We start from the raw sequence: 16,458 nt of genomic DNA, 5'->3' as shown, positions 1-16,458 counted from the left end.
GATCGCGCGCATCGACCTACATTCATCCGATCGTGTGAGGATTGACCGCTGGGCTGACGCGCGCGCCCCGGACGTACAGTGGCGTGGGCGCGTTACGTACCTGACGAAAGGTTCTTTCGCCTGCCGCGCAACGGGCCCGCCGGTTGCCACACCACCGGTTCTGAAGGTTCTGAGGCTTCTAGGGAGGCGCTTGCCGTGAGTGAGTTGCGGTTCGTCCGCATGGGATTCGGTGCCGAGGCCGTGGAGTACCAAGAGGCCTGGGACGAGCAGCGCCGCGTGCATGCCGCCCGTTTCCTGGACGAGGTCCCCGACACCTGTCTGCTCCTGGAGCACCCGCCGGTCTACACGGCGGGCCGGCGTACGGCGGACAGCGAACGGCCCCTCGACGGCACGCCCGTGGTCGACGTGGACCGTGGCGGCAAGATCACCTGGCACGGGCCCGGGCAGCTCGTGGGCTACCCGATCCAGAAGCTGCCGCGTCCGGTGGACGTGGTGGCGCACCTGCGGCGGCTCGAAGAGGTCATGATCCGGGTCTGCGCCGAGTTCGGCGTCGAGACCAGCCGGGTGGAGGGCCGGGCGGGCGTCTGGGTCCTGGGTGACCCCGTCGCCTCACGCCCCTCCCTCGGCGGGCTCTCCCTCGACTTCGACCCGCGGCTGACGGACGAGGAGTTCGACCCGCGTCTGAACGGGCCCGAGTACGCGCCCTCCAACGCCGGACAGCGGCGCGAGGACCGGAAGATCTGCGCCATGGGGATCCGGGTCGCCAAGGGCGTCACGATGCACGGCTTCGCCCTGAACGTGAATCCGGACACATCCTCCTTCGACAAGATCATCCCGTGCGGGATCCGGGACGCGGGGGTGACGTCCCTGGCGTACGAGCTGGGGCGCGAGGTCACCATCGCCGAGGTGCTGCCGGTTGCGGAGAAGCATCTCCGCGACGTCCTGGAGAACGCCGACCTGCGCCCCCGCGAGGTCGAACGGGCCTCGGCCTGACGGAGGGGCTGCGCCCCGCTCGGCTCGTTCGGCCGCGGGCGCGTGGGGGTTGCCCGCGCAGTTCCCCGCGCCCCTACGGGATCGGGGCTGCGCCCCGCATCCCCCGGCCGCCCGAAGCCTTTGGCCGCGGGCCCGTGGGGGCTGGGCGCGCAGTTCCCCGCGCCCCCAAAGCGGGGGCTGCGCCCCGCATCCCCCGTGCCTCTTGAGGGCGCTGGCGGGTGTCTTTCAGCCTGTCCGGCGTTTGAGGACGAGGCCGTTCAGGCCGATGGGGGGGCTGGGGGCGGAGTCCCCAGGCTGGGGATGGGGCGGGTAGGGGCGGCGGGGGCGAGGAAACCCTCGGGAATGCACCCCCGGTCCGCAAGGTTGCCCACCCCGGGGGCCGAGAACCGTACGGGCGTACCCTGGTGTACGCCGAAGAATCGAAGCTACAGGGAGCCGATGTGTCCGCAGTCGCACCCGACGGACGCAAAATGCTGCGCCTGGAGGTCCGGAACGCCCAGACCCCCATCGAGCGCAAGCCCGAGTGGATCAAGACCCGGGCGAAAATGGGCCCCGAGTACACGAAGATGCAGAACCTCGTGAAGAGCGAGGGCCTGCACACGGTCTGCCAGGAGGCGGGCTGCCCCAACATCTACGAGTGCTGGGAAGACCGCGAGGCCACGTTCCTGATCGGTGGCGACCAGTGCACCCGGCGCTGCGACTTCTGCCAGATCGACACGGGCAAGCCGGAGGCACTCGACCGCGACGAGCCCCGTCGCGTGGGCGAGTCCGTGGTCACGATGGACCTGAACTACGCCACCATCACCGGCGTCGCCCGCGACGACCTGGAGGACGGCGGGGCCTGGCTGTACGCCGAGACGGTCCGCCAGATCCACCAGCAGACCGCGGAGCGTGAGGCCGGCCGTACCAAGGTCGAGCTCCTCGCCCCCGACTTCAACGCCGAGCCCGCCCAGCTGGCCGAGGTCTTCTCGTCCCGCCCCGAGGTCTTCGCGCACAACGTCGAGACGGTCCCCCGGATCTTCAAGCGCATCCGCCCGGGCTTCCGCTACGAGCGCTCGCTGAAGGTCATCACCGAGGCGCGCGACTACGGTCTGGTCACGAAGTCGAACCTCATCCTCGGCATGGGCGAGACCCGCGAGGAGGTCAGCGAGGCTCTCACGCAGCTGCACGAGGCGGGCTGCGAGCTGGTGACCATCACTCAGTACCTGCGTCCCTCCGTGCGCCACCACCCCGTGGAGCGCTGGGTCAAGCCGCACGAGTTCGTGGAGCTGAAGGAGGAGGCCGAGCAGATCGGCTTCTCCGGTGTCATGTCGGGCCCGCTCGTGCGCTCCTCGTACCGCGCGGGTCGGCTGTACCAGATGGCCATCGAGAAGCGTGGCGCGTACATCGCCTCGCAGGCGGTCTGAACACCCGTACGGAGCAATGCGGGCGACACAATTTGAAACGCCGTACAAGGCGAGCGGTGGCACTCAGTGCCACCGCTCGCGTGTGAATCGGCGCACAAGCAACTCCCCCCACAATGTGGCCAATTCACCGCGCTGCGGACCGTCCGCGCAGATGGGGACAGGCGTCAGGACGGCGTCATGCTGGAGGCCCGCCGCATCAAGGCTTCATTGGTGTTTGACCGGTCGGTCACGCCCTGGTAACACCAATCAGTGACCCTGGTCTTACTCCACGTACCGCCCCGTCCAGAGCCGCCATCCCGAGGGGGGACCTCCATCATGCAGGCCGCGCCCGTACGCGCCACAGCCATCCCGTCGTTCACCGATGCACTCCGTGCCGTCGAGTCGCTGCTCATGAGCAGTGGCCAGCGCACCGCCCGCCGCAACGCCTGGACCTCCGTCCTGGAGGACCGCCGCCGCGCCAAGGACCGGGTCGAGGCGCAGCGCGTGCTGGAGTCCGTGTCGACGCGTTCCTAGCCGTCGCCGGACTCCCCGTGCGGGCGCTGCCGCCGCCTGCCCGGACACTGCCGTCGTCGGCGCTTGCCGGGCCACGTAGACTTCGTGGCATGGCGAGGAAGGAAACTGCAGCGGACGCTGCTAACCCCGGGCGACTCAAGCAGATCGCCCTGACCTACAAGATGACTCGCAAGGCCGACTCCAAGATCGGTCTTGTACTCGCGGCAGTCGGAATCGTCACCTTCGGTGTCTTCCTCGCGATCGGCCTCTTGATCGACCACCCGTACTACCTGGGCATTCTCGGCCTTCTGCTCGCCTTCCTCGCGACGGCGATCGTCTTCGGGCGCAGGGCCGAGCGAGCCGCGTTCGGACAGATGGAGGGCCAGCCCGGCGCAGCAGCGGCCGTACTGGACAACATCGGCCGGGGCTGGACCACGACTCCGGCGGTGGCGATGAACCGCAGCCAGGACGTGGTGCACCGCGCGGTCGGCAAGGCCGGCATCGTGCTGGTGGCCGAGGGCAACCCGAACCGGGTGAAGAGCCTGCTGGCGGCCGAGAAGAAGAAGATGGCGCGAATCGTCGCCGATGTGCCCGTGCACGACGTGCTCGTGGGCTCCGGCGAGGGTCAGGTGGGGCTCAAGAAGCTCCGCACGACGATGCTGAAGTTCCCCCGCGTCCTGACCGGCCCCCAGGTGACGGCGACCAACGACCGGCTGCGCGCGATGGGCGACCTGATGAGCAACATGCCCCTTCCGAAGGGTCCGATGCCCAAGGGCATGCGGATGCCGCGCGGCGGACCGAAGGCCCGCTGACACTCCTCTGAGCAGAGTTACGACGATGGGGGCGCCCGGATCACTCCGGGCGCCCCCATCGTCGTACGCGCTGAGGCCGTCGTACGGCCTGGTGCCCGGTGCTAGGCCCGGACCTCGATCGTGCGGGCCATGCGGTCGTGCAGGCCGCGGCCGTCGCGGTCCCAGATCAGGGCGGGGATGGCCACGCACAGCAGGGCGGTGCGCAGCAGGACGCGCAGCGGGTTGAGACGGCCGCCGCCCTCGGGGACGATCCGCAGGCCCAGCAGGCGCTTGCCCGGGGTGAAGCCGACCGTGCCGACGGTCAGGACGCCCAGGACGAAGAAGACGAGCAGGGCCCAGTTGCCCGTCGACCCCGGCTTGTAGCCGTGGGTGAGCAGTCCGTATGCGATCAACAGGCACAGGGCCCAGTCGATGGCGAGGGCGCCCAGCCTGCGGCCGGGGCGGGCGATGGAGCCGGGGCCCTGTTCCGGCAGACCCAGCTGTTCACCCCGGTATCCGAGGTCGGCACCGGCGTCCTCCAGGGCCGCGCGAGGTCCGGAGAGCCACGATCCGATTGCTTGCCTGTTGTCCACCCGTCCACGGTACTGCGCCCGTTTTGGCATGCGGACACGAGGGGCCTGGCGACCCCGGGTCGGTTAACTTGGGCGAAACAAATGGGTCACGCTGGAGAAATCCCCCATCCCTATGGTCGGCTCCAGCGTGTGCCACCGCACTGGCCGCACGAACGAACTACCACCCCGGTCCACTGTGGGCGGGAGTAGGAGGAGCTGGATGTTCCAGAACGCCGACGAGGCCAAGAAGTTCATCGCGGACGAGGACGTCAAGTTCGTCGACGTCCGCTTCTGCGACCTGCCGGGCGTGATGCAGCACTTCACGATCCCGGCCGAGGCCTTCGACCCGGCCGAGGAGCTCGCGTTCGACGGTTCCTCGATCCGCGGTTTCCAGGCCATCCACGAGTCCGACATGGCGCTCCGCGCCGACCTGTCCACCGCGCGCGTCGACCCCTTCCGCCGCGACAAGACGGTCAACATCAACTTCTTCATCCACGACCCGATCACGGGCGAGCAGTACTCCCGTGACCCGCGCAACGTGGCGAAGAAGGCCGAGGCCTACCTCGCGTCCACCGGCATCGCCGACACCGCGTTCTTCGGCCCCGAGGCCGAGTTCTACGTGTTCGACAGCGTGCGCTTCGACACCAAGTCGAACGAGGCCTTCTACCACATCGACTCCGAGGCCGGCGCCTGGAACACCGGTGCCCTCGAGGACAACCGTGGTTACAAGGTCCGCTACAAGGGCGGCTACTTCCCGACCCCGCCGGTCGACCACTTCGCCGACCTGCGTGCCGAGATCTCCCTGGAGCTGGCCAAGTCCGGCCTCCAGGTCGAGCGCCAGCACCACGAGGTGGGCACCGCCGGCCAGGCCGAGATCAACTACAAGTTCAACACGCTGCTCGCCGCGGCCGACGACCTCCAGCTCTTCAAGTACATCGTGAAGAACGTCGCCTGGCGCAACGGCAAGACCGCGACCTTCATGCCGAAGCCGATCTTCGGCGACAACGGCTCGGGCATGCACGTCCACCAGTCACTGTGGGCCAACGGCGACCCGCTGTTCTACGACGAGGCCGGTTACGCGGGCCTCTCGGACACCGCCCGCTACTACATCGGCGGCATCCTCAAGCACGCCCCGTCGCTCCTCGCCTTCACCAACCCGACGGTGAACTCGTACCACCGTCTGGTCCCCGGCTTCGAGGCCCCGGTCAACCTGGTGTACTCGCAGCGCAACCGCTCCGCGGCCATGCGTATCCCGATCACGGGTTCGAACCCGAAGGCCAAGCGCGTCGAGTTCCGTGCGCCCGACTCCTCCGGCAACCCGTACCTGGCCTTCTCGGCGCTGCTGCTCGCGGGCCTCGACGGCATCAAGAACAAGGTCGAGCCGGCCGAGCCGATCGACAAGGACCTCTACGAGCTCGCCCCCGAGGAGCACGCGGGCGTCGCCCAGGTCCCGACCTCCCTCCCGGCCGTCCTCGACCGCCTCGAGGCCGACCACGAGTTCCTGCTCGCGGGCGACGTCTTCACGTCCGACCTGATCGAGACGTGGATCGACTACAAGCGCACGAACGAGATCGCGCCGCTGCAGCTGCGTCCGCACCCGCACGAGTTCGAGCTGTACTACGACGTCTAAAGATCACGACGCCCGAAAAACTGAGGGCCGCCACCTGTGCGTACAGGTGGCGGCCCTCGGCCGTGGTCCGTCAGGGCACCACGACGACTACGACTCCACCACCGAAGCCGTTGCCGAAGCCGTTGCCGAAACCGTTGTTGAAGCCGAAACCGTTGTTGAAGCCGAAGCCGCTGTTGAAGCCGAAACGGTTGAAGCCACTGTTGAAGCCGTTGTTGAAGCCGAACCCGCAGTTGCCGAATCCTCGGCCACCCCAGTTGGAACAGCCGTGGGTGATGGCTTGGGTCTGGGCCTGGGCCTGGGCCGGGGCAGCTGCCGAGGCCGTACCTGCTGCGCCGATCGCCGCGCCTCCGGCCATCAGAACGCCGATGGCGGATACCGCGAAGATGCGCCTCGCACGTTGTGCCTTCATGGATGAATCCTCCTTGCACCCCTCGTGCGGTCTTTCGGAGGCACGAGACGGATGGCAGATGGCCGTGACCGCGGCGGAGCGGGTCCGGCGCGATGCTCGCCCGAGTACAGGGAGTACGTTCAGACCGCCGACGCGTGCAGCGGGCGTACTCCGATGGCGGCTCTTTTCATGAAGAGCTGCTCGCGAGTAAAGGCTAGTCGGCGATCGACCACTCAGCATCTTGGACGGAATCCCTCAGATCCCGCCCGGAATCCCACAGGTCGCCTTTGCACCTCCTAGGGCTGTTCGGAACCGCTTCATGGGCGTCCGCAGGTGCACACTGGACAGCGGGACGAGTGCCTTACTGCGGGGGTGATGCAGATGCAGAGCCGGTTCCGGAGCGATCCGCGATTGACCGTACGTATGACGGTCACGCTGTTCCTGCTCGGATTGCTGTACGTGGCCTTCGTCGCCGCGTTGATCGTGCTGCTGAAGTCCTGGGTGCTGGTCGTGGTCCTCGCGGCCCTGCTGCTCGGCGCGCAGTACTGGTTCTCGGACCGGATCGCGCTCTACGCGATGCACGGCCGGATCGTGGAGCGCGAGGAGTATCCGCAGCTGCACGGGGTCGTCGACCGGCTGTGTGCCGTCGCCGACATGCCGAAGCCGCTGGTCGCCGTGTCGGACATCGACATGCCGAACGCGTTCGCGACCGGGCGGAACGCCGATCACGCGGTCCTCTGCGTGACCACCGGGCTGCTGCGGCGGCTGGAGCCCGACGAGCTGGAGGGCGTGCTCGCGCACGAGCTGTCGCACGTGGCGCACAAGGACGTCGCCGTGATCACCGTGGCCTCGTTCCTCGGGGTGATCGCCGGGCTGATCGTGCGGTTCGCCTTCTACTCCCAGCTCTTCGGCGGGCGCGGCCGCAAGGACCAGAACACCGTAGCGATCTTCATGGCGGTGATGGCCGTCTCCGCGGCCGTGTACGCGATCAGCTTCCTGCTCATCCGGGCCCTGTCCCGGTACCGCGAGCTGGCCGCCGACCGGTCCGCCGCCCTGCTCACCGGCCGGCCCTCGGCGCTGGCGTCCGCGCTGACGAAGGTCTCCGGGGACATCGCGCGGATCCCGACCAAGGACCTGCGGACGGCACAGGCGTTCAACGCGTTCTACTTCACGCCGGCCTTCGGTGCCGAACCGGGGATCGCGAAGCTCTTCTCGACCCACCCCAGCCTGGAGCAGCGGCTCGAACAGCTGGGCAGGATCTCGGCGGAGCTGGGTGAGGCGGCGACTCCGGAGAGCAGCGTCTGACTCTTCTTCCCGTCCTTTTCCCACCCGCCCCGCTCATCCTGGGCCGTGGCCCTTCGTCCCTTCCGGAAAGGCAGCCGACTGCATGGGGTTCCTGGACATCCTGCTCGGGCGCACCAAGGCCGTCGCGCCCGATCTCGACCAGCTCTTCGGGCTGCCGTCGGCCGCCCTGACCTTGCAGGCCGCCGCCGGGTTCACCCCGACCGGGACGGGAGCGGTGTGTTTCGCGAGCGTCGAGGGCGGGGCCTTCGCCCAGGCGCACCAGGAGGTGCAGGAACTGCTCGACGCGGATGCCGAACGCACGGGTCCGCCGGTGGAGGTCAGCCGGGACGAGTACGGATACTCGTGGCTGGTCTCACGGCGGGAACCGGACGATCTGCCCGCACTGGTCAGTGATCTGCACGCGGTCAACAGCGCGCTGGAGGGCAGCGGCTTCGGACCGCAGCTGCTCTGCTCCGTCGCCGGCTTCCAGGACACCGGGCAGCGACGGCTCGGACTCGTCTACCTCTACAAGCGCGGCACCTTCTATCCCTTCGCGCCGCTGGCCGGCGAGGCCCAACGGCGCGACAACGCGCTGGAACTGCAGGTCAAGGCCGCGCTCGCGGACGATCTACGGATCGAGCAGGACCTCAGCCGCTGGTTCCCGATCTGGGGCGCCCCGGGTCTGTGACCTGGCCGGGGGCCGTCGGTACGTAGATCGGTACGTAGTGAGGGGAAAAGCGGGCGTGGGTAAATGGGGGGATGCTCGCCTCCTTCGCACACGACCATGACGGTGAACGACTGAGCTGCGTCAGCGGCGGCGGTGACGACGGCCCCGGCGCCGCGGCCACCGTCGTCCTGCTGCACGGCGCGGGCCTCGGCAACAAGGAGCGCCTGCTCCCGCTGCTGGAGGAGTTCGTGGCACGCGGCTGCCGAGGCCTCGCCCTCGACTTCTCCGGACACGGGGAGAGCTCGGGCGAACTCAGGGACCTGAGCCTTGGCCGACGTTTCGAGCAGGCCGTCTCCGTCATCGACGCGTCGGTCCCGGCGGAGGGTCCGCTGATCCTCGTCGGGTTCAGCATGAGCGGCCAGACGGTGGCCGATCTCGCCGGGCACTACGGGCGGCGCGTGGTGGCCCTGGGCCTGTGCGCGCCCGCTGTGTACGGCGCCGCGGCCTGGCAGGTTCCTTTCGGGAAGGGCGACGGGCGCTTCAGCGAGATCATCCGGGCGCCGGACAGCTGGCGGCAGGCCCCCGCGCTCGACGTGCTGCGCGGGTACGACGGCCGTGCGGTCCTCGCCGTACCCGGTACGGACGCCGTCATCCCGCCCGCCGTCACCGAGGCCGTGACGGACGCGCTCACCGCCCGCGCCCAGTTCACCCGGCTCGAATTCCCCGACGCCGACCACATGCTCGGCCTGTGGCTGCGCGAACATCCCGCCGACCGGGCGCGGTTCGTGGACGCCGTACTCGTGGGACTGGGCGAGCGGGGGTGGACCGCGACCCGCGGCTGGGTGGCCAAACAGCTTCCGGCCGGCAGGAACGTACGGGAGTCCACGGCCCTGCGCGGCGGCTGGAGCTCCCAGATGCGCCGGCTCACCCTCGACGACGGTACGGGTCTGGTGCTGCGGTCGTTCGTGAAGCCCTTCTACCGCCGTCACGCGGCCGGTCTGCTGGCCCGCGAGGCGTCCGTCCTCACCCTGCTCGCCCCGTACGAGGACGTACCCACGCCCGAGCTCCACGCCGTCGACGCCACCGCCGAACACTGCGACCACCCCTCCCTGTTGATGTCCGCGCTGCCGGGCGGGGTACGGGTCGACGAGGAGGACCTGGACCGGCGGATCGACCTGCTGGCCCGCCAACTGGCCCGTATCCACGCGGTGGTTCCGGCCGACCGGCCGCGCCCGTACCAGGCGTGGACCTCGCCCGAACGCGTCCGTGCGTCCCGGGGCGCGCTGTGGGAGCGGGCCGTGGACGTGATCCGGCGCGAACCCCCGGCGTACGAAGGATGTTTCCTGCACCGGGACTTCCATCCCGGCAACGTGCTCTTCACCGGCGCGGGCGACACACTGCGGATCAGCGGGGTGGTCGACTGGGTGGAGACCTCGTGGGGGCCCGCCGACCTGGACGTGGCCCACTGCTCCACGGCTCTCGCGCTGCTCCACGGGGAGGCGTACGGCCTGGGGTTCCGCGCGCGGTACGAGGCACACGGCGGACGCCGACCGGCCGGCGCCGAGGAGCACTTGTACTGGCGGCTGCTGGACGCGCTTGCCTACTGCCCCGACGCCGAGAAGCTCGCGGTGCCGTGGCGGGAACTGGGGCGCGCCGACCTGACCCCCGAACTGCTGGGCGAACGGCTGACGGCGTATGTGACCGGGCTGTTCGAGCTGTACGGCTGAGGCGACGGCGGGATGGTCGCCGTCGCGGGAGGCGCGTTCGCGGGTGTCAGGCCCGTACGGCGCGGGCCACGTCGGCGGTGACGTCTCCGGAGAGGGTGCGGTGACTGCGGGCGGTGGCGTCCTTGGCGGCGCCCGCCGGGACGTCGTTCAGGGTGACGACGACCGTGTCGAGGAGGTTGCCGCCCTTGTCGCGGAAGTCGACCTGAACCGCGTACGTCTTCGCTGCGGACGTCGGGTTGGTGGCGGTGGCCTTGACGGTGGCCCGGCCCTCGGAGTCGATGGTCACCCGGTCGCCGAGCTTCACCTCGTCCTTGGCGTTCAGACCGTTCTTGAACTCGTCGAACTTCCGCCCGGCCTCGGCGGTCGCGGAGGCGAGCGAGTCGCCGGCCTGGGACGCGAGGGAGGAGGCGGCGGAGGCCACGTCGGACGGGCTGGTGTCGTCGGAACAGCCGGCCAGGCAGGCGCCGAGGGTCAGCAGGAGCACGGCAGCCACGGCCCGCGGGCCGGTCCGTCGTACGCCGGGAGCTCGTATCCCGCGCACCCCACGCACCCCGTGCGCCCTGCCTGTCCCGCGCATCCCACGTATCCCTTGCCGCGCGTGCCGCGCCATGTCGTCTCCCGACGTTCCGCTGCGGATTCCCGCTTCAGTCAAGGCCGTGAAGCAGGGCGTACGCATGACAGGGGGCGCCGATCGGGTGAGACGCGAGAGGATGCGGGGACGGCAGCTACGAGAGGGCGGCGGCGTGGGCGAGGAGCGGCGGCACATCGCAGGGGCGGAGCGGCGGGCCCGGCTCGCCCTGCGGCACCGGCTCACGGGGACGGCGCGCGCGGCGAGTCCCGAGGAGGTCGCCGGGTCCCTGGTCGCACTGCACGGGACCGATCCGGCGACGGTGTACCTGGCGGTGGGCGCGCGGCTCGCGGACTCCGGGAAGACGGTGACGGAGCTCGACCGGGCGCTGTACGAGGACCGGACGCTGGTGCGGATGCACGGCATGCGGCACACCGTGTTCGTGTTCCCCACCGAGCTGGCCGCGGTGGTGCACGCCTCGACGGGGCTCGCGATCGCGGCGAAGGCCCGGGCCGGGCTGATCAAGGACATGGTGAGCGGCAGCGACGGGCGGCTGACCGAGGAGTGGCTCGCCGAGGTGGAGGCGTCCGCGCTCGCCGCGCTGGCGCGGCGCGGGCAGGCGACGGTGAACGAACTCGTCCAGGACGAACCGCGGTTGAGGGAGCAGTTCACGTACGGCGCGGGGCGGAGTTACGAGAGCGCGCAGGCCGTGTCGTCCCGGCTGATGCGGGTGCTCGGGGTCGAGGGGCGGGTGGTGCGGGGGCGCCCGCTGGGGTCCTGGACGTCGACCCAGTTCCGCTGGGCCGTGGCGCCGCCGCATCCCGAACTCCCGCCTGCCGAGGCCCAGCCCGAGCTGCTGCGCCGCTGGCTCGCGGTGTGCGGGCCCGCCACCGAGGCCGACCTCAAGTGGTGGACGGGGTGGAAGGTCACCGATGTGCGGCGGGCGCTGGCCGCGATCGGGGCGGTGGCCGTGTCGCTCGACGACGGAGCCACCGGATATGTGACCGCCGACGACGTCGCCCCCGTCCCCGGCCCCGCCGCGCCGTGGGCCGCGCTCCTTCCCGGGCTCGATCCCACGGCCATGGGATGGCAGGAACGGGACTGGTACCTCTCCCCCTCCCTGCGCCCCGCCCTCTTCGACGGCAGTGGGAATGTCGGGCCGACGGTGTGGTGGGACGGGCGGGTGGTCGGGGGGTGGGCGCAGCGGGGCGATGGGGCTCTGGTGTGGCGGGTGCTGGACCCTGCCGGGGTGGGGCGGGAGGCACAGGCGGCCATCGAGACGGAGGCCGCGCGCCTACGGGCCTGGCTGGGCGCGACCCGGATCACGCCACGCTTCCGAACCCCCCTGGAGAAGGAACTGACGGCGGGGTAGTGACGGGGGGACGGGGCGCTGCCGTCCCGGCCGCGGGTGGGTGGGAGCGGATCGCGCAGTTCCCCGCGCCCCCGAAGCGGGGCTTCGCCCCGCATCCCCCGACCGCCCCATTTCGTTTGGCTGCGGGCCCGGTGGGGGCTGGGCGCGCAGTTCCCCGCGCCCCTAAAGGCCCGGGGTCGTCCGGCGTTCCAGAACGACCCCGCAGCCCGCACCCCACCCACCCCGGCCCACGGCGTCTCAGGACGAGGCCGGAGGTCACACCCCACCCACCCCAGCTCGCGTCTTTCGGCCCGTCCGGCGGCCAAGGACGAGGCCCGGGGCCCGGGGCCCGGGGCCCCAGCCCGGCCGGCTTCTTTCAGCCCGTCCGGCGTTTGAGGACGAGGTCGTTCAGGCCGAAGGGGGGTTGGGGGCGGAGCCGCCAGGATGGGACGGGTCGGGGCGGCGGGGGCGAGAGACCCTGCCCCGGCCGCCCCCTGCGCTCAACGCGCGTAACGCATCAGCGCCCGCACCATGTGGCACGTGGTGTCCGACGGCGGATGAACACCGATCGCCTCCGCAGTACTGCGGATCTTCTCGTTGCGGGCCTGATTCGGAACGTACACACCGGAGTCGAGCAGGGCGATCGCGAGACGCATCGCCTTGAGCCGGCGGTTGTGCGTGACGTACCACTCGCGAGGCCGCCCCGGCGGCAACGGGCGCTTCGCCACGGGCTCGTACGGCAGGTCCATCAGGACCGCCCTCTTGGACGTGGACTGAGTGGGCAGCGGCTTCAGTGCGGCAGCGGGCACAGGCATCCTCCTGTCGCGGTCAGGGCGCCATCCGGACCCCCCGGCGACACCCTCGAACACTGTCTCCAGTTTACTGCCCGGCACTGACATCCAGGGAGTCCACAGAGTCCAGCAAACCTCCAGGTGAGCAAGGGAATTGCCGCCGTGTCACAGCAGTTCCGCGAGGGGTGCGTGAGGCGGCGGCAAATTCGAACAGACCCTCCGGTGGCACGACGTGGACCCACCCGTCACCCACCGGGAAGGACACGGCTCGCGCCGTCAGGAGTACGTCCAGCGCCACCCGTTGCGATAGGCGCACGTGATGCCCGTACCGCCGGCGTCCGTCGTCGAAGCGCCGTGGTCCCTGTTCCGGCAGTACTGCCCCGCCTCATAACAGTTGCCCGAGTTGGAGACGATCGAGCAGGTGCCGGTGTCGCTGCTCCCGCTCGTGTCCGCCCCAGCGTCCCGCGCGGCCTCGGTGACCGTTCTGGTCGGGCCCGGCGTCCGCACCGTCTTGGTGACGGTCGCCCGCGGCTTCGGCGTCGCGGTGACGGTGGCAGTGGCAGTGGCAGTGGCAGTCACCGTGACCGTCGGACGGGGGCGGACGGCCGCGGCCTTCGCCGCGTTCACCTCGTCCTGCGCGCTCTGGGTGCCCCCCATGGCCCCCAGACCGAACAGCAGGATCCCGGCCGCCCACACGCGCTTGCGCTTGCGCCAAGGCCGCGTGTCCGGCGGTCGTGGAACAGGCGGCCTCGTGTACGGGCAGTCATCTCGTCCCCCCTGGTTGCGCTTTCGGGTGGGATGACGGTAGTTCCTGGTCTTGGCATATGACAGAGGCATGGAGATGGGGTGATGATCTTGTGATGACCCGGCCCCTGGCCACAGGGCTTTCAGGGGTGGCGTGACGCCGGGCGGAACAAGAGGGCTCACGTAACGTGTGCGGCATGGAGATCTGGATCAATCCGGCCTGTTCGAAGTGCCGCAGCGCCATCAGCCTGCTCGACGCGGAGGGCGCGCAGTACACCGTCCGCCGCTACCTCGAGGACGTCCCCACGGAGGACGAGATCCGGGACGTACTGGAGCGGCTGGGCCTCGAGCCGTGGGACATCACCCGGACACAGGAGGCCGTCGCCAAGGAGCTCGACCTGAAGTCGTGGGCGCGGGACGACGGTTCGCGCGGGCGGTGGATCAAGGCGCTGGCCGAGCACCCGAAGCTCATCCAGCGTCCGATCATCACGGCGGAGGACGGAACGGCCGTCGTGGGACGCACGGAGGAAGCGGTTCGGGACGCCTTGACCCGCATGTGACCCAGACCACTTCGCTGACTCGTGTTAACCATTGAGTAACCCTGTTCGGGATCTCGTACATAGCGGCACACGGATCGCATCCGGTCGCCGCACGCGGCGGCCACGGACAGGAGGCGTGCATGTCGCGTAGAAGGACTCTCAGTCCCAAGAAGAAGCTCGCACTGCTGGTCAGTGCCACCGCCGTAGCCGGAGGTGGCGCGTTCGCCATGGCGGCCACCTCGAACGCGGCGCAGACCGAGAACGGCCGGACGCTGTCCGCCGCGGACTCGACGGTCTGCCAGGGACTCACCACCGCCCTCGGCAACAACCAGAAGTTCATCGACGGCCAGCGGGCCAATCCCGACGCACAGTCGGCGGCGCGGATCGCCAACCGCGAGGCGGTCATCGCTCAGATCAAGGTGCAGCAGAAGGCGTCCGGTTGCGCGGTTGGGGAGTCGGCTCAGGGCTCCCAGACCACGCAGCCCGCGCAGTCCGCCCAGCCGGCGACGACCACACCCGCGCAGCAGCAGACCACCGCACCCGCGCAGGGGACGGGTGGTGGTGGTGCCGCCGCCGGGCAGCAGGTCTGCAACGGTTCGACCGTCACCCTCTCGGGCGAGGCGGGCGCCCCGGCCGCCTCCAGCAACCAGTTCCCGGCCGGGACCAAGCTCAAGGTCACGAACCTGGACAACAACAAGTCCACGACCGTGCAGGTCACCTCGGTGTCGGGCAGCTGCGTGCTGCTCAACAACGCGGCGTTCGAGCAGGTCCGGGAGCCGGGCAAGTTCCTGATCCGCCGGGCCCGGATCGAGAAGGTGGGGTGAGCGCCTGCACCTGACGACTGAGGAACTCCGCCGATCGGACGGCGGTACCGGCCGGGCCGCGTACGGCAGCAGCCCCGCGGCCCGGACCGCCGCCCGGTGCGGGTCGTGCGTCCTGCTGTTCGCGGCCACGAACAGCAGGACCGGCACGCAGAGCGGGTTCGGCAGAGCGGGTTCGCCGGGCGCAGAGCCCGGTGCGCGCCCGCAAACCCATCGCATACGAGCCGCCGCCACCGGGACCGCGAGGACCACGGTGGCCCGACGCATGTGCCGGCAGGCTTCGCGAGCGGGCCGCCGACAGCGGCCGCGCGTCGCTCTCGGCGAGTGAGTCGCAGCACAGAGACACCCGGTAACACGGGGTTCACATTCGAGCAATGATCGGGAAATCGCCTGTTGACAGGCTGCCGGGCAGTACCGCGGCGCCCCAGTGCCGCAGCGCCGCAGCACCCGCAGTGCGCCCGTAGACACACCCCGAAGGATGTGGCCCGTGACCTTCAAGGCTGAGTACATCTGGATCGACGGCACCGAGCCGACGGCCAAGCTCCGTTCCAAGACGAAGATACTGGGCGACGACGCCAAGGGCGCCGAGCTGCCGATCTGGGGCTTCGACGGGTCTTCCACGAACCAGGCCGAGGGTCACGCCTCGGACCGCGTACTCAAGCCCGTCGCCACCTTCCCGGACCCGATCCGCGGCGGCGACGACGTCCTCGTGATGTGCGAGGTCCTGAACATCGACATGACGCCGCACGAGTCCAACACCCGTGCCGCGCTGGCCGAGGTGGCGGAGAAGTTCGCCGCGCAGGAGCCGATCTTCGGTATCGAGCAGGAGTACACCTTCTTCGACGGAGAGCGCCCGCTCGGCTTCCCCGTCGGCGGCTTCCCGGCCCCGCAGGGCGGCTACTACTGCGGCGTCGGCGCGGACGAGATCTTCGGCCGTGACGTCGTCGAGGCGCACCTCGAGAACTGCCTCAAGGCGGGCCTCGGCATCTCCGGCATCAACGCCGAGGTCATGCCCGGCCAGTGGGAGTTCCAGGTCGGCCCGCTGGCGCCGCTGGAGGTCTCCGACCAGCTGTGGGTGGCCCGCTGGCTGCTCTACCGCACCGCCGAGGACTTCAACATCTCCGCGACCCTCGACCCCAAGCCGGTCAAGGGCGACTGGAACGGCGCCGGCGCGCACACCAACTTCTCCACCAAGGCGATGCGCGAGGGCTACGACGCGATCATCACCGCGTGCGAGTCGCTGGGCGAGGGCTCCAAGCCGCTCGACCACGTCAAGAACTACGGCGCCGGCATCGACGACCGCCTGACCGGTCTGCACGAGACCGCCCCGTGGAACGAGTACTCCTACGGTGTCTCCAACCGTGGCGCCTCGGTCCGCATCCCGTGGCAGGTCGAGAAGGACGGCAAGGGCTACATCGAGGACCGCCGCCCGAACGCCAACGTCGACCCGTACGTCGTCACGCGCCTGCTCGTCGACACCTGCTGCACCGCCCTGGAGAAGGCCGGCCAGGTCTGATCCGCCCCGCACGCAACGCGAGGAGGCGCCCACCGTCGTGGTGGGCGCCTCCTCGCGTTGCGCGACATCGGCCTCGTACGGCGTCAAGTTCACGCCAAGGGCGCGTCCGACCTGTGAGAGGAGTCTCCTGCGCGGCTCCGGCTTCTGCTTCAATGGGGGCATGGCCGGCTTCCAGAAG

At 70.0% G+C, this 16,458-nt stretch carries 17 protein-coding genes; 12 read left to right on the top strand and 5 right to left on the bottom strand.

Annotation, left to right across the window (positions count from 1 at the left end):
• Window positions 1–195 precede the first annotated feature (195 nt).
• From lipB to ACZ69M_RS03875, 4 genes are all read left to right on the top strand, one after another.
• Window positions 196–993 (top strand): lipoyl(octanoyl) transferase LipB, encoded by a 798-nt coding sequence (gene lipB / locus ACZ69M_RS03890; protein WP_470046277.1) that lies wholly within the window; start codon window positions 196–198, stop codon window positions 991–993.
• A 440-nt stretch (window positions 994–1,433) separates the two neighbouring features.
• On the top strand, window positions 1,434–2,399 hold the full coding sequence (gene lipA / locus ACZ69M_RS03885; protein ID WP_470046276.1) for a lipoyl synthase: 966 nt from the start codon (window positions 1,434–1,436) through the stop codon (window positions 2,397–2,399).
• Window positions 2,400–2,714: 315 nt separating this feature from the next.
• Window positions 2,715–2,912, top strand: coding sequence for an SCO2195 family GlnR-regulated protein (locus ACZ69M_RS03880; RefSeq protein WP_266757923.1), 198 nt, complete (start codon window positions 2,715–2,717; stop codon window positions 2,910–2,912).
• Between the two features lie 89 nt (window positions 2,913–3,001).
• Complete coding sequence (locus ACZ69M_RS03875; protein ID WP_095855076.1) at window positions 3,002–3,703, top strand: DUF4191 domain-containing protein; 702 nt, start codon at window positions 3,002–3,004, stop codon at window positions 3,701–3,703.
• A 101-nt stretch (window positions 3,704–3,804) separates the two neighbouring features.
• On the opposite strand, the gene ACZ69M_RS03870 is transcribed toward ACZ69M_RS03875, so the two are convergent.
• Window positions 3,805–4,275, bottom strand: coding sequence for an RDD family protein (locus ACZ69M_RS03870; RefSeq protein ID WP_168508260.1), 471 nt, complete (start codon window positions 4,273–4,275; stop codon window positions 3,805–3,807).
• A gap of 199 nt (window positions 4,276–4,474) precedes the next feature.
• Between ACZ69M_RS03870 and glnA the strand changes: the two genes are divergently transcribed.
• On the top strand, window positions 4,475–5,884 hold the full coding sequence (glnA, locus tag ACZ69M_RS03865; RefSeq protein WP_054229275.1) for a type I glutamate--ammonia ligase: 1,410 nt from the start codon (window positions 4,475–4,477) through the stop codon (window positions 5,882–5,884).
• A 70-nt stretch (window positions 5,885–5,954) separates the two neighbouring features.
• Here glnA and ACZ69M_RS03860 read toward each other — a convergent pair whose 3' ends face one another.
• Window positions 5,955–6,293 carry a hypothetical protein gene (locus ACZ69M_RS03860; protein WP_470046275.1) on the bottom strand — a complete coding sequence of 113 codons (339 nt, stop codon included), beginning with the start codon at window positions 6,291–6,293 and terminating at the stop codon, window positions 5,955–5,957.
• Window positions 6,294–6,653: 360 nt separating this feature from the next.
• On the opposite strand from ACZ69M_RS03860, the gene htpX reads away from it, so the two are divergent.
• The 3 genes from htpX to ACZ69M_RS03845 all read left to right on the top strand — a co-directional run bounded on the left by htpX (window position 6,654) and on the right by ACZ69M_RS03845 (window position 9,950).
• On the top strand, window positions 6,654–7,577 hold the full coding sequence (gene htpX, locus ACZ69M_RS03855) for a zinc metalloprotease HtpX (RefSeq protein ID WP_470046274.1): 924 nt from the start codon (window positions 6,654–6,656) through the stop codon (window positions 7,575–7,577).
• Window positions 7,578–7,659: 82 nt separating this feature from the next.
• On the top strand, window positions 7,660–8,244 hold the full coding sequence (pspAB, locus tag ACZ69M_RS03850; RefSeq protein ID WP_095855073.1) for a PspA-associated protein PspAB: 585 nt from the start codon (window positions 7,660–7,662) through the stop codon (window positions 8,242–8,244).
• Window positions 8,245–8,315: 71 nt separating this feature from the next.
• Window positions 8,316–9,950, top strand: coding sequence for an alpha/beta fold hydrolase (locus ACZ69M_RS03845; RefSeq protein ID WP_470046273.1), 1,635 nt, complete (start codon window positions 8,316–8,318; stop codon window positions 9,948–9,950).
• Between the two features lie 46 nt (window positions 9,951–9,996).
• Here ACZ69M_RS03845 and ACZ69M_RS03840 read toward each other — a convergent pair whose 3' ends face one another.
• Complete coding sequence (locus ACZ69M_RS03840; protein WP_470046404.1) at window positions 9,997–10,482, bottom strand: FxLYD domain-containing protein; 486 nt, start codon at window positions 10,480–10,482, stop codon at window positions 9,997–9,999.
• A gap of 178 nt (window positions 10,483–10,660) precedes the next feature.
• Here ACZ69M_RS03840 and ACZ69M_RS03835 point away from each other — a divergent pair, with 178 nt between their 5' ends.
• On the top strand, window positions 10,661–11,890 hold the full coding sequence (locus tag ACZ69M_RS03835; protein WP_470046402.1) for a winged helix DNA-binding domain-containing protein: 1,230 nt from the start codon (window positions 10,661–10,663) through the stop codon (window positions 11,888–11,890).
• A gap of 479 nt (window positions 11,891–12,369) precedes the next feature.
• Here the strand turns inward: ACZ69M_RS03835 and ACZ69M_RS03830 are convergent, their stop codons facing one another.
• Both ACZ69M_RS03830 and ACZ69M_RS03825 read right to left on the bottom strand, forming a co-directional pair.
• Window positions 12,370–12,678 carry a hypothetical protein gene (locus ACZ69M_RS03830; protein ID WP_054230803.1) on the bottom strand — a complete coding sequence of 103 codons (309 nt, stop codon included), beginning with the start codon at window positions 12,676–12,678 and terminating at the stop codon, window positions 12,370–12,372.
• A gap of 258 nt (window positions 12,679–12,936) precedes the next feature.
• On the bottom strand, window positions 12,937–13,356 hold the full coding sequence (locus ACZ69M_RS03825) for a hypothetical protein (RefSeq protein WP_470046272.1): 420 nt from the start codon (window positions 13,354–13,356) through the stop codon (window positions 12,937–12,939).
• 245 nt (window positions 13,357–13,601) lie between these two features.
• Between ACZ69M_RS03825 and ACZ69M_RS03820 the strand changes: the two genes are divergently transcribed.
• From ACZ69M_RS03820 to glnII, 3 genes are all read left to right on the top strand, one after another.
• Window positions 13,602–13,964 (top strand): arsenate reductase family protein, encoded by a 363-nt coding sequence (locus ACZ69M_RS03820; RefSeq protein ID WP_470046271.1) that lies wholly within the window; start codon window positions 13,602–13,604, stop codon window positions 13,962–13,964.
• A 119-nt stretch (window positions 13,965–14,083) separates the two neighbouring features.
• Window positions 14,084–14,767 carry an RlpA-like double-psi beta-barrel domain-containing protein gene (locus ACZ69M_RS03815; RefSeq protein WP_470046270.1) on the top strand — a complete coding sequence of 228 codons (684 nt, stop codon included), beginning with the start codon at window positions 14,084–14,086 and terminating at the stop codon, window positions 14,765–14,767.
• Window positions 14,768–15,251: 484 nt separating this feature from the next.
• Entirely contained in the window at window positions 15,252–16,280 is a 1,029-nt protein-coding gene (gene glnII / locus ACZ69M_RS03810) for a glutamine synthetase (protein WP_075026477.1), read from the top strand.
• Window positions 16,281–16,458: the final 178 nt, after the last annotated feature.

The organism is Streptomyces sp. NPDC107454, from assembly GCF_055582885.1.
The sequence above is the reverse complement of the archived record's forward strand: the minus strand, read 5'-3'. Positions and strand labels throughout refer to the sequence as shown.

Excerpts from the sequence above, each read along its gene's own strand:
- ACZ69M_RS03880 (WP_266757923.1), top strand. The coding sequence starts at position 2,715 with ATGCAGGCCGCGCCCGTACGCGCCACAGCCATCCCGTCGTTCACCGAT.
- ACZ69M_RS03875 (WP_095855076.1), top strand. The coding sequence starts at position 3,002 with ATGGCGAGGAAGGAAACTGCAGCGGACGCTGCTAACCCCGGGCGACTC.
- glnA (WP_054229275.1), top strand. The coding sequence starts at position 4,475 with ATGTTCCAGAACGCCGACGAGGCCAAGAAGTTCATCGCGGACGAGGAC.
- ACZ69M_RS03860 (WP_470046275.1), bottom strand. The coding sequence starts at position 6,293 with ATGAAGGCACAACGTGCGAGGCGCATCTTCGCGGTATCCGCCATCGGC.
- htpX (WP_470046274.1), top strand. The coding sequence starts at position 6,654 with ATGCAGAGCCGGTTCCGGAGCGATCCGCGATTGACCGTACGTATGACG.
- pspAB (WP_095855073.1), top strand. The coding sequence starts at position 7,660 with ATGGGGTTCCTGGACATCCTGCTCGGGCGCACCAAGGCCGTCGCGCCC.
- ACZ69M_RS03845 (WP_470046273.1), top strand. The coding sequence starts at position 8,316 with ATGCTCGCCTCCTTCGCACACGACCATGACGGTGAACGACTGAGCTGC.
- ACZ69M_RS03835 (WP_470046402.1), top strand. The coding sequence starts at position 10,661 with ATGCGGGGACGGCAGCTACGAGAGGGCGGCGGCGTGGGCGAGGAGCGG.
- ACZ69M_RS03820 (WP_470046271.1), top strand. The coding sequence starts at position 13,602 with ATGGAGATCTGGATCAATCCGGCCTGTTCGAAGTGCCGCAGCGCCATC.
- ACZ69M_RS03815 (WP_470046270.1), top strand. The coding sequence starts at position 14,084 with ATGTCGCGTAGAAGGACTCTCAGTCCCAAGAAGAAGCTCGCACTGCTG.